Annotated in this window: 9 protein-coding genes and 1 tRNA gene; 5 read left to right on the forward strand and 5 right to left on the reverse strand. The window is 53.1% G+C overall.

Translation table 11 applies throughout. The features are described from left to right. Positions 1–51 precede the first annotated feature (51 nt). From H142_RS0107225 to H142_RS16830, 4 genes are all read left to right on the forward strand, one after another. Positions 52–138: transfer RNA gene (locus H142_RS0107225), tRNA-Leu, on the forward strand. Between the two features lie 960 nt (positions 139–1,098). Beyond that, positions 1,099–2,121 (forward strand): DNA-methyltransferase, encoded by a 1,023-nt coding sequence (locus tag H142_RS14785; protein WP_169331822.1) that lies wholly within the window; start codon positions 1,099–1,101, stop codon positions 2,119–2,121. A gap of 2 nt (positions 2,122–2,123) precedes the next feature. After that, positions 2,124–3,509, forward strand: a complete 1,386-nt coding sequence (locus H142_RS17025) for an endonuclease NucS domain-containing protein (RefSeq protein WP_017931447.1) — start codon at positions 2,124–2,126, stop codon at positions 3,507–3,509. A gap of 5 nt (positions 3,510–3,514) precedes the next feature. Continuing rightward, entirely contained in the window at positions 3,515–3,781 is a 267-nt protein-coding gene (locus H142_RS16830) for a hypothetical protein (protein WP_026147869.1), read from the forward strand. Positions 3,782–3,828: 47 nt separating this feature from the next. Here the strand turns inward: H142_RS16830 and hutU are convergent, their stop codons facing one another. The 3 genes from hutU to hutI are packed head-to-tail and all read right to left on the reverse strand — an operon-like array spanning position 3,829 to position 8,259. Beyond that, entirely contained in the window at positions 3,829–5,496 is a 1,668-nt protein-coding gene (gene hutU, locus H142_RS0107250) for a urocanate hydratase (RefSeq protein ID WP_017931449.1), read from the reverse strand. A gap of 16 nt (positions 5,497–5,512) precedes the next feature. After that, a complete protein-coding gene (hutH, locus tag H142_RS0107255; protein ID WP_017931450.1) occupies positions 5,513–7,048 on the reverse strand; it encodes a histidine ammonia-lyase in 1,536 nt (511 codons plus the stop codon). Then, the gene (gene hutI, locus H142_RS0107260) at positions 7,045–8,259 is read right to left on the reverse strand and encodes an imidazolonepropionase (RefSeq protein ID WP_017931451.1); all 1,215 of its coding nucleotides are present in this window, start codon (positions 8,257–8,259) and stop codon (positions 7,045–7,047) included. The genes hutH and hutI overlap by 4 nt, the downstream gene beginning before the upstream one ends. Positions 8,260–8,270: 11 nt before the next feature. Between hutI and hutG the strand changes: the two genes are divergently transcribed. Then, entirely contained in the window at positions 8,271–9,266 is a 996-nt protein-coding gene (gene hutG, locus H142_RS0107265; RefSeq protein WP_017931452.1) for a formimidoylglutamase, read from the forward strand. 36 nt (positions 9,267–9,302) lie between these two features. Here the strand turns inward: hutG and H142_RS0107270 are convergent, their stop codons facing one another. After that, complete coding sequence (locus H142_RS0107270) at positions 9,303–10,769, reverse strand: AMP nucleosidase (protein ID WP_156811947.1); 1,467 nt, start codon at positions 10,767–10,769, stop codon at positions 9,303–9,305. Between the two features lie 122 nt (positions 10,770–10,891). After that, entirely contained in the window at positions 10,892–12,454 is a 1,563-nt protein-coding gene (locus tag H142_RS0107280) for an alkaline phosphatase D family protein (RefSeq protein WP_017931455.1), read from the reverse strand. Positions 12,455–12,519 lie beyond the last annotated feature (65 nt).

Below are 12,519 nucleotides of genomic sequence, written 5' to 3' on the forward strand. Positions count from 1 at the left end.
CGCGCCGCGGGCCTTTGGCTAAACGGCGCGCCTACTGCTCACCTGATATGTGCCCTGGTGGCGGAATTGGTAGACGCGCTAGCTTCAGGTGCTAGTTTCCGAATGGAAGTGGAAGTTCGAGTCTTCTCCAGGGCACCATATCTTAATCGCTCCGGGGGAGCGATTAAGATATGGTGTTCATCAATGGAGCGGTGTTTCGAAATATCCTCATGCAGATTTAAGACGCTAGCGTCCCCCAAACGCCATTCTGCGATGGCCCATTGGGTGACCACATGCGCGCCGGGTTGGTCGGCGGCGGCGCGCCGCAAAAGAAAGAGGCGAGTCTCGGCGAAGCCGAGCCGGGAAATAATATAGTATGCCCAAGCCTACACGCTCGCTGAACGCTCGCGCATGCGCCCTTTCGGGCGGCTTGGGCAATGCGGACTCATCCGCGAAGCCAGCCTCCTTGCCGGAGACCGTAAGTGTAAGTGTTTCGCAAAGAGATGACTTCGCGGCGATATCTCACGGCCGATACGCGGCTCTCGCTAAGGTCACACTCCGCAGCGCAGAATGCTCCCAAACCCGTTTGATGTGAGCCGTAACCTCACCTCGCCCGAATCCAATACCGATCTCTCATAAGTTCCGAACGTCGACACCCGGCCCGCCACAAGAGACAGTTTAAACATAGGGGAGAATGAGAGGGCGGGGATTAGGTTTTATATATCCACGGTTTGAAACTTCGGAGCCCCACCCACCATACCCGCTCATCCCTGCGTAGGCAGGGACCTTTTGCGATAGCTGTCAACTAAAATCTGTAAACCTAACTAACTGTTTTATAATAAATTATTGTCAACAACAGCATCTAATGCATCACAGAATAGATCCCTGCCTACGCAGGGATGAGCGGGGTGGGAATTTTGTGTGGAAGGAGTATTCATCCCCACTCCAAAACAGGGATAGCTGTCCCGCCAAGCCCCGAATTATCCCCGCGCAGGGATTGCCGCGCGGTGCGGTTATGGATAGCTATGGGTAAGGCGTGAGGGGATGATACAGAAAGGATCACTTGCGTTAAGTCCTCTCAGAACTTAAGATTTGCTTGTAAAAAAGGAGAATTTGTCAGTGGACACAAATATACTGATTTGCGGAGAGTCCGCGAAGGCTCTCAAACAACTTGCTGACAGTTCGGTTGATTTGGTGGTGACTTCCCCTCCATATTGGACGGCCGTTGAATATGATGTTGAGTCGGCAGAAAGCTCTGGTACGTATGAAAATTATTTAGATAGTCTATGTGATGTCTGGTCAGAATGTGTTCGTGTGCTTCGTCCCAATGGGAAACTAGTTATTAATTCTCCGATTATGCCTATTCCGAAATCAATCATATCGGATCAACACACTCGTCATTTAAAAAATATCAATAATGATATTGAACGCACTATTCTCGAAAATACTCCTGCAGAAAGATACAGTACTTATATATGGCAAAAGCAAACTTCTAAATTGATGTTCGGTAGTTACCCGTACCCTGGAAATATTTTAGAAGCGAATACAGTTGAATTTATAAATGTGTTTGTGAAACCTGGAAAACCACCAGTATTTGAACATGACATAAAAGAAGCGAACAAGTTAACGCAATCAGAGTGGGTAGACCTGTCTCAACAGGTTTGGTTCATGTACCCAGAAGATATATTTAGAACTAATGATCACCCCGCTCCTTTTCCTATGAAGCTACCTTCCCGATTTATAAAGATGTATACTATGGGAAAAGCATCGAATTTTGAAGGCGAAGTAATTTTGGACCCTTTTTGTGGGACTGGAACAACATGCGTTGCTGCAAAAATGCTAGGCCGACGATTTATTGGTATAGATATTTCCGAAAATTATTTGAAGCTAGCAGCCGAAAGACTCAATGATGTTAGAGATGATGAAGAAATGAATGTTTTTGTTGGTAGGGCAAAATACCCTAGCAAAGCAGAGCTTTCATTAATGCTGGCGGAAGATAATCAGCAAGAAAACAAAAAGAGTGTACAAAACAAAGAGTATGGTCATCATAAGCGTCGATATGGGAGAAAAGCAGATTCGGCAAATTCTCAACTAAACTTTTCATTAATGAGTGATGAAGAAATCATTAAACATGTGGGCTAAATATGTCTAACCTCAAACACTTGCAAAAAAGAATCACGGAGTCTGCAAAAGATCCCACTTTCATTTATGTGCCAAAAGGTAAGACTATAAACCCAGAGAATTTTAATGTAATATCTCAACAACTTCGTATATTAGATGAATTTTGGAAAACACCGTGGGACTTAGCTCAAGAGCTGTTTGTTGACAGGCTAATTGAAGAGAAGCTGATCGATCCATACAAAGATAATAGTGAAAGTTTTTCTGCCGTTGCGCGTATGCAAATTCCGGTTTGGAAGCTGTTAGGATTTGCTTGGGTAAATAAAGAAAATATACCTGAAGTCACTCCAGTAGGACGCGCTTTTTTTAAAGCAAGTTTGAAAAAGCAAAAAGAAATCGTAAAAGTTCAAACTTTAAGATATCAAGACGGAAATCCATCTCTGGACAGAAAGTTTCACAGCAACCGTGGATTTCCAGTAAATGAAATTTTAAAGCTTTTAGTCTTAGCAGACTGGAAACTCTCGAGAGAGGAATTTATATACTTTGGAAGCAAAGTATCCTCTCATAACGATATATATCAAACATTTTATGATTTATCTCTTTGGAGAGAGTTGACTAAAGAAGACAAAGATTTCCTTTCTAAAGTTGCAGAAAATGCTGTCAGCGATAAAGGAAGGAATATATTTGCAACAATCGAAAACGTATATTCTTATATTATATGGTTTTTGACGGCCTCTGAATTAATTAGTCGAGATGAAAGTGGTATATGCGTGATGCCAAAAAACCAAAAGAAAGTCATAGATTTACTTACTCGATATAGGTCAGCGGTTCAAATAGATTATGCCTCTGAAGGTGATTGGTTGGCACAATACGGCACAATAATTCCTAAAAGTAGAAAAAATGAACCTTGGTCAATAATCGAAGATGCCCAAGATTATTATGAAAATATTGGTTCGGTAGATAAAGCAACTGATGCTTATGCTAAGTCAAAAAATGTGTCGGTTAATGAATTGCAAGATTACCGCTCTATGATTGTCCAAGAGCAGGTAATTGAAGATATTTTAGAATACAATGTTAATTCCTTGAGAAGCGATTTGTCATTAGTACGCAGGCAATATAGCACTGGAGTTGGTCCAATTGACTTATTGTGCCGTGACAAAGATTTAAATTTTGTAGTGGTAGAACTGAAAAAGGGTCGAGCTTCGGACAAAGTTCTGGGCCAAGTCTTGAGATACATGGGATGGGTTAAAGATAGATTAGCAGTAAAAGAAGACGTTAAAGTATTCGGTATTATAGTTGGAAAAGATTTCGATAGCAAAAACACGGCGGCATTAAGCGCGACAGAAGGAATCACAACTTTCTGTTATGATGTTAAAGCTAGTTTTTCTAGTTTTGACCAAACTTTGCATTAAACACCGTGAATTCCGAACTCTTTCCCGAATATGCCCCTGCCGAGCAGGAAGAGCTTGGGCTTGATCCGGCTAATTTCTTGTGGGTACGTAAGCGGTTGGATGAGTGGATGGCGCGGGCGGCGCGCTCTGATATGAATCCGTGGAATCCGGTTCAGGCCCGCGATATCCGTAATAATTTTCGTGAACTGTCCGAATTGCTTCCAGCGGATGAAGGCCGTGACCGTCTGGCCGCCTTTCTGGTTGAAATGGATCGGCTCGCTTTGGCCGGCTGAACTTGCGATTTTACGCGCTTGATCTGACCCCGCCCTCAAACTTAATCCTACAAAATCCCCGGCAGGTTCAAGCCTTTTTCCCGCGCGCAGTCCAGGGCGATGTCATAGCCGGCATCGGCGTGGCGCATGACGCCTGTGGCCGGGTCATTCCACAGCACGCGGGCGAGCCTGCGCGCGGCGTCATCTGTGCCGTCGGCGAGGGCGACCATGCCGGAATGCTGTGAAAACCCCATGCCGACCCCGCCGCCATGATGCAGGCTGACCCATGTTGCGCCCGACGCGGTGCTGAGCAGGGCGTTGAGCAGCGGCCAGTCGGAGACCGCGTCAGAGCCGTCTTTCATGGCTTCGGTCTCGCGGTTCGGGCTGGCGACAGAGCCGCTATCGAGGTGATCGCGGCCAATGACGATGGGCGCGGACAGCTCGCCGGATTTGACCATGTCGTTAAAGGCGAGGCCGAGGCGGTGACGGTCGCCCAGCCCGACCCAGCAGATGCGCGCGGGAAGGCCTTGAAAATCAATGCGCTCGCGCGCCATATCCAGCCAGTTATGAAGATGGCCGTCATCGGGCAAAAGTTCTTTGACTTTGGCGTCGGTTTTATAAATATCTTCGGGATCACCGGACAGCGCGACCCAGCGAAACGGCCCTATGCCGCGGCAAAACATCGGGCGGATATAGGCGGGGACGAAGCCCGGAAAATCAAAGGCGTTTTTCAGGCCTTCATCATAGGCGACCTGCCGGATATTATTGCCGTAATCAAATGTCGGCACGCCTAATTTTGCAAAGTCGAGCATGGCCTGCACTTGTATTTTCATGGACGCACGCGCGGGTTTATCTACCGCCTTCGGGTCGCTGGCGCGCATGTCTTTCCACTGCGCCAGGCTCCAGCCTATCGGAAGATAGCCATTGATCGGATCATGGGCCGAGGTCTGGTCAGTGACCATATCCGGACGGACGCCGCGCCGCACAAGTTCGGGGAAAATATCGCCCGCATTGCCGAGCAGGCCGACGGATTTGGCCTCGCCTGCTGCCGTCCATTTTTCAATCAGCGCGAGGGCCTCGTCCAGCGTATCGGCGCGCTCATCAACATAGCGCGTGCGCAGGCGAAAATCGATGCTTTCGGGATTACATTCCACGGCGAGGCAGCACGCTCCGGCCATAACTGCGGCCAGGGGCTGCGCGCCGCCCATGCCGCCCAGCCCGCCGGTCAGGATCCATTTCCCGGTCAGATCGCCGCCATAATGGGTGCGCCCCGCTTCGACAAAAGTCTCATATGTGCCCTGAACGATGCCTTGCGTGCCGATGTAAATCCACGATCCGGCGGTCATCTGGCCATACATCATCAAGCCCTTTTTATCGAGCGCGTTGAAATGCTCCCAATTGGCCCAATGCGGCACGAGATTGGAATTGGCGATCAGGACGCGCGGCGCATTTTCGTGGGTTTGGAACACGCCGACAGGCTTGCCGCTTTGAACGAGCAGGGTCTGGTCGTCTTCAAGCGCTTTCAGCGCGGCGCAGATCAGATCAAAATCTTTCCAGGTCCGCGCGGCTTTTCCGATGCCGCCATAAACAACAAGCTCGTCGGGGTTTTCCGCCACATCGCGGTCCAGATTATTATGCAGCATGCGGTAAGGCGCTTCTGCCGCCCAGCTTTTACAGTTCAGCGTCGTGCCTGTCGGGCTTTTCACATCACGGGCATTTCCAAGGTGTGTCGTCATTACGCTCTCCGGTATTCTAGCTGTCTAATGTGATGGCAGTAATGCCGGGCAGGTCGCACAGCGCGCCGTGGCGGGCCACAAAATCGGCGAGGTTTTCAATATCCGCGGACACCATGCGGTCCTCCGTCAGAGCGGGGCAATGCGCGCGTATATCAGAGATCACCGCGCGCAGAGGGGCGCTGGTGCGTAGCGGCGCGCGCAGCTCTATGCCCTGCGCCCCCGCCATGGCTTCAATGCCGATTATGCCCGCCAGATTTTCATTCATTTCTAAGAGCCGTCTTGCGCCGTGACAGGCCATAGAGACATGGTCTTCCTGGTTGGCGGATGTCGGCGTGCTGTCCACGCTGCGCGGATTGGACAGGGCTTTGTTTTCGCTCATCAGCGCGGCGGAGGTAACTTCCGCAATCATCAGCCCGGATTTGAGACCCGGCTGCGGCGTCAGGAATGCGGGCAGACCGAAGCTGAGCGCGGGGTCAACCAGAAGCGCGACGCGCCGCTGCGAAATACATCCGATTTCGGATATGGCAATGGCGGCATTATCGGCGGCGAGCGCCACAGGCTCGGCATGGAAATTGCCGCCCGAGACGATATTACCGTCTGACAACACAAGCGGGTTATCGGTGGCGGCATTGGCTTCGACTTTTAGCACCGTCCCGACATAGCGCAGCTGATCCAGACAGGCGCCAATGACTTGCGGGGCGCAGCGCAAACAATAAGGGTCCTGCACGCGCTCATCGCCCTCGGCGTGGCTTTCGCGAATGACAGAGCCGTCCAGCAAGTTGCGAAGCCGCGCGGCGCTGTCAATCTGTCCGCGATGGCCGCGCAGCTGATGAATCTCATCATGAAACGGCGCGGATGATCCCATGGCCGCATCAATGGACAGCGCGGTCGTGGTCAGTGAGGCCACGCCCAAACGCCATGCGCCGAACAGTCCGGCCAGCGCCAGCGCGGTCGAAACCTGCGTGCCATTGAGAAGCGCGAGGCCTTCCTTGGCTTGCAATTCCAGTGGCGTCAGGCCTGCCGATTGAAGCGCCTTGCCCGCGGCCATGCGCGCGCCTTTATAAAATACATCGCCCTCGCCAATCATGGCCGCCGACATATGCGCCAGCGGCGCCAGATCGCCGGACGCGCCGACCGAGCCTTTTTCGGGGATGACGGGAATGATATCCGCCGCCGCCATATTTTGAATATGCTCGATCACGTCGGGCCGCACGCCCGACGCGCCGCGTCCCAAAGACAGGCATTTTAGCGCCATAATTAGCCGCACAATATTGGCGGGTAAGGGCGCGCCAAATCCGGCCGCGTGGGAGCGCACAAGATTGCGCTGCAAGGCTTTTAGCTTGCTGGCATCGATCCGCACGGAGGCGAGTTTACCAAAGCCGGTATTGACGCCGTAAATCGCTTCGCCGCTCTCTATGCGCCGCGCCAGAATATCGGCCCCGCGATTGACGTCGTCAAAGGATGCTGCGCTCAGCGCGAAGCTGCCGCCGTCGCGGTACAGCGCCTTAAGCTGCGAAAGTCCGGTCTGCCCGGGGATCAAATTATGCGTCATAAAGCTGCCTTGTGAGTGATGCGGTGATGAAGCGGCGCGCCGCCCATCCAATATGAAAGCTCAGCCGGATAGTCCACGTTCCACACGGCTAATTCTGCGCGCGCGCCGGGGGCGATAACGCCGTACTCACCCAAGAGGCCCAGCACTTTGGCCGCGTTTCGGGTCGTTCCGGCCAGCGCTTCTTCGGGCGTCATGGCAAACTGCGTGCAGGCCATATTCATCGCGGTGAGGATGGAGCTGATCGGTGACGTGCCCGGATTGCAATCCGTGGCGATGGCCATTACTACGCCGTGCTGACGCAGTGCGTCCACAGGCGGCAATTGCGTTTCGTTTAAAGTATAATAAGCGCCGGGGAGCAGGACGGCGACAACGCCGGATGTCGCGAAGGCGGGAACATCTTCGGGGGCAAGATATTCGAGATGATCAGCGGATAATCCTTGATATTTGCCCGTCAGAATGGCGCCTTTTTGATCGGATAGCTGCTCAGCATGGAGTTTGACGGGCAGGCCGAGGTCGCGCGCGGCGATGAACACACGCTCGATCTGCGCGGCGGAAAATCCGATTTGTTCGCAAAACCCATCCACAGCATCGACCAAGCCTTCGCCATGCGCTTGCTTTAATCCCGCAATCACGACCTCATCCAGATAGGCATCCGCGCGGCCTTTATATTCGGGCGGAACGGCGTGGGCCGCGAGCCATGTCGTAACGATTTTAACGGGGCGGAGCGTTTCCAAATGACGGGCGACGCGCAGCATACGCATTTCATCCTCTATGGTCAGGCCGTAACCTGATTTAATCTCGACAACCGCGACGCCCTCGCCGATTAGCGCGTCAAGGCGGCGTAGAGATTGCGTGACAAGATCGTCAAAGCTGGCACCGCGCGTCGCTTTAACGGTAGATATTATGCCCCCGCCGGCCCGCGCGATCTCTTCATAGCTGGCCCCGCCGAGACGCATTTCAAATTCGCGTGCGCGATTGCCGCTGAAAATGAGGTGTGTGTGGCAATCAATCAATGCAGGCGTGACGAGGCGGCCGCCTAAGTCTTCTTGTGTAAATTGCGCATACTCTGCGGGCAGGCTTTCCTGCGCGCCGGTCCAGACTACGCGGCCTTCGCTGACGGCAATCGCGCAGTCCTCAATCAGGCCATAGGCCTTTGCGCCGGATTGCATGGTCGCGGCGCGGCATTGGACATAGAGGCGGCGGTTTTCCATGGACGCTTTCAGTGGTGACATTGGAGGCGCAATGCATCACACTTCATATTCCGGTTCAAGTTATTATGGACGTGCGCCTTATGCCTGTATTTCATTCCAGCTCTGAGCCCTGGACGGGACGGAGCGATCCCGAAGACGGGCCGCTGGCCAAACGGGTTTTCGAATTTGTCTCAAAAAGCGGGTCGCGCGCGGTAATCGGCTTTGCCAGCGAGGCGGGCGTGGCGCGCAATAAAGGCCGCACCGGCGCTAAAGAAGGGCCGGCGGCTCTTCGCAAATCACTTGGCGGTCTGGCCGCGCCGCACGGGTTCGCCTCCTTTGTCGATCTTGGCGATGTTGTGGTTGACGGAGATGATCTGGAGGCCGGACAAAAACAGTTAGGGGAGCACATAGACCGCGCCCTCGAGACATATGATCGGGTCATGGTTTTTGGCGGCGGACATGATACCGCCTATGGCAGTTATTTAGGACTATCGACCCATTTCCCGGATAAGAAAATCGGCATAATTAATCTCGACGCGCATTTAGACCTTCGTAATATTGGCGCGGCGGGGCCATCGTCGGGTACGCCGTTTAACCAAATCCGCCAGAGCGCGCCGGAGGCTTTTGATTATTTATGCATCGGTGTGGCGCGTGAGTCCAATACCCAAGCCTTACTGGCGCGGGCAAAAGAGTGGGGCGTGGAAATCGTCTTCGATGATGCGCTTTTGCGTGATGCAGATGGCGGGCGCGAGCCGATTATAAGCATGGCGCAGCGCTGCGATATTATTTACCTGACGATTGATATTGATCTGATGCCGCATTTCCAAGCGCCCGGTGTCAGCGCCCCTGCTGCGCGCGGCGTGCCTTTTGCGACTGTCGAGCATTTGGTTGACACCGTGCAGCAGGCCTGCACCGAAAATGATTGCGCCCTCCCGCTCGTCGATCTGGTCGAACTATCACCAATTCATGATATTAATGGCATGACGGCCAAAACTGCGGCTGTGCTGGCGCTCTCATTAATGACGTAAAAAATCGCGGATTAACGGCTGTTTTAATATCATTGTCTACCTGAAAACCGGATCGTCCAGACTGCGTAATTTGCGCGAATGTAAGGTTCCGCTCTGGGCCGCATTTTTTAATATCGACATTGTTTTCAAGCCGATATTAAGATGCTGCGCAATACGGCTGCGGTAGAACACTTCGGCGCTGCCCGGCAATTTAATTTCGCCATGTAGCGGACGGTCAGAGACGCAGAGCAGCGTCCCGTAAGGTACGCGGTAACGGTATCCATTAGCGGCTATTGTCGCGCTTTCCATATCAATAGCAATGGCGCGCGACTGGTTGAGCCGCGTGCGCAGCTGCGCGTATCGCATCTCCCAATTGCGATCATCCGTGGTCACGACCGTGCCTGTGCGCACATGCTGCTTCATCTCTTGGCCGCTCAGCTGCATAACCTCGGATATAGCTTCGGTTAGGGCGATTTGAACCTCGGCAATCGTGGGCAGCGGAATACTGGGCGGAAGCACATCGTCAAGGATCTGGTCATCGCGCAAATAGGCGTGGGCCAAGACGAAATCTCCCAGAACTTGCGTATTACGCAGACCGCCACAATGGCCCAGCATCAACCAGCAATGCGAGCGCAGCACAGCCAAATGGTCGGTAATGGTTTTGGCATTAGACGGCCCGACGCCGATATTGATGATGGTAATGCCTTCATTATTTTCACCCATCAGATGATAGGCGGGCATTTGCGGCAGCTTCATCTTTGGGTCGGGATTGTAATCCACCGAGGTTTCGACCTTGCCGGACCCGGGCGCGGAGAAGCTGTAACTATCATTATTATCGATAATGGTTTTCGCGTGATCGATGAACTCGTCAACATAGCGCTGATAATTGGTGAAAATCACAAATTTCTGGAAATGTGAGGGCGGCGTCGCGGTATAATGTTTGAGACGTTGCAGTGAATAATCTGTGCGCAGGGCCGGAAATAGCGACAGGGGCAGCGGCTCGTCCTCGGGCGGCTCGAAGGCGCCGTCGGCCAAATCATCATGAATTTTCTTGAGATTAGGCAGGACAAAATAATGCCCGATTTGACGCGATGCACCGTCCTTCATATCATAGGTCGACGGGTCGATCGCGAAGGCGACGGGTATCTGCTCGTCGCAATATCCGACATAATAGTCGATCTCATAAGCGGCATCGATATAGCCGAGCTGCTCTTTGAGATAGTTTTCAAAAATTTCCGGATGGGTGATCGAGCTGCCATACCATCCTGTGCCGCGAATACTGACAAAGCCGTATGGCTTGACGCCATCGGCTTTGCGCGCGCGCAGGTTCAGCAGCAAATAAGGGTAATGGGCGGATTTTCCGCCGTGATGTTCGCCGGTTTTCGCAAAGGCGTCAAAAGCGGTGTTTAATTGCTCTACAGCATCGTCATACAGCGCGCCTAACTTATCAACGGCCTCGGCAATCGTTTCGCATTCTGTAAGGTGTTCAAAAAATTCGGGCTTATCGCCAATTTGATTAAAAATCGTCTTATCCTCTCATTCAACATTTTACGCGTCCGGATGACGCATAAAATTTTCGGCTAATAGCGTCATTCGATAGGCGGCGTCAAGAATTTCAAGCCGCTGCTCACGCGCGGATTGTGATGCTAAACGTCGTTAGCCACAGCCACGCCGCTTTCGACGACATATGTTTTGACGGTCGCTGCGGAGGCATTGGGATCATAGACGGAGCTAACCTCTTTCATTTGCACCGTAAAATCACGCGGCGTAACATCAATGAGAGAATAGCCGCGCTTGCGGTCATCAACAAAATGAATATGCGGATTATCGTCAAGCATGCGCTGGAACCGGGAATAATTATAGCTATGCGCGGTGATCGACGTTGTCACGAATTCTGTGCCCAGAGTGGCTGAGGAGGGATCGCCATAATCCGCCTTCAAATCGGCCTGCCACCAGCTATGCATGTCGCCGCCCAGCGAAACAAAATTCTTCGGTTTGCGCTGCTCAACCGCGCCAAGGATCATATCGCGCGTGGCGGTATAGCCGTCCCAGCCATCGCTCCACGCGGCGGCATTGCCGTCGCGATCCGTCTGGAACAGGCGGGAGAACAGTGTCGGCTGCGCGAGGACTTCCCACTCCGCGCGGCTGCGCGCAAAGCTTGGCATCAGCCAGCGTTCCTGCGCTTTGCCGAACATAGAGCGCGACGGATCATTGAGCTGCGGACAGCTGTCAATCGCCACCGCGCGCGCGCCGCCATCGTCCGCGGTCTGGCAGACTTGATCGTCGCGATATTGCCGCCCGTCGGTCAACGCCATGGTCATCAAATTTCCGTAGTGGAAATAATCATAAAGGCGCATATGTTCGCCGGCCGGTTTGGAGCGCAGGCGCACGGGCATATGTTCGTAATAAGCTTTATAGGCTGCGGCGCGGCGCGCGCGCATTTCCTCTAGCGGCATGTAATTCTCGTCGGCCAGATTGGCGTAATCATTGACGACTTCATGGTCATCCCAAATCATCAGCCACGGCGCGGCGGCATGGGCCGCTTGCAGGGCCGGATCAGTTTTATACTGGGCGTGCAGGCGGCGGTAATCGGTCAGCGTGATGGCCTCGGTTGTGGCTTGGCGGCGCACTTGCGGGCCCCAGCTTGCCTCATAAATATAATCGCCCAGATGCAGAATAATGTCGGGGTCTTGCGCGACCATATCATTATAGGCGTTGAAAAATCCCTGTTCATAATGTTGGCAAGACGCGACGCCCATGCGAAGGCTCTCAACGCTTGCGCCAAACAGCGGTGTTGTTTTGGCGCGTCCAACCGGGCTGGTCTGGCCATTGGCGATAAAGCGGTAATAATAAGGACGCAGCGGTTGCAGCCCTTCAACTTCGACATGAACGCTATGCGCCCATTGTGATGTCGCGACCGTTTCTCCGGCGCGGATGATGCGGGCAAAACTCTCATCTTCAGCGATTTGCCACGTTACGGTCATGTTATCCTTCATGCCGCCATCGGGCGCCATCGGCATGGGTGCAAGCCGCGTCCAGATGACAAATCCGTCGGACATTGGATCGCCCGATGCCACGCCTAATGGAAAGAGATAGCTCAATCCCTTGGCTGTCGCCGCGGCGAGTTTCATCGTCGCCGGAGCGCTCGCGCAAGCTGTCAGTCCAAAGGCGGAAAGCCCGGTGAGGATAGTGCGGCGCGTAGTAATCATGGGCTGTCCTGACGGTTTTAAGGCAGAGGGTTTTTATAGTGTAGATACGAAAAAGGGGAAGGCCA

The organism is Robiginitomaculum antarcticum DSM 21748 (assembly GCF_000365025.1).
GTDB classification, from domain to species: domain Bacteria; phylum Pseudomonadota; class Alphaproteobacteria; order Caulobacterales; family Maricaulaceae; genus Robiginitomaculum; species Robiginitomaculum antarcticum.

Bases quoted from the DNA above. Each gene is read 5' to 3' on its own strand.
- H142_RS17025 (WP_017931447.1), top strand. From the start codon at position 2,124: ATGTCTAACCTCAAACACTTGCAAAAAAGAATCACGGAGTCTGCAAAA.
- hutU (WP_017931449.1), bottom strand. From the start codon at position 5,496: ATGACGACACACCTTGGAAATGCCCGTGATGTGAAAAGCCCGACAGGC.
- hutH (WP_017931450.1), bottom strand. From the start codon at position 7,048: ATGACGCATAATTTGATCCCCGGGCAGACCGGACTTTCGCAGCTTAAG.
- hutI (WP_017931451.1), bottom strand. From the start codon at position 8,259: ATGGAAAACCGCCGCCTCTATGTCCAATGCCGCGCCGCGACCATGCAA.
- H142_RS0107280 (WP_017931455.1), bottom strand. From the start codon at position 12,454: ATGATTACTACGCGCCGCACTATCCTCACCGGGCTTTCCGCCTTTGGA.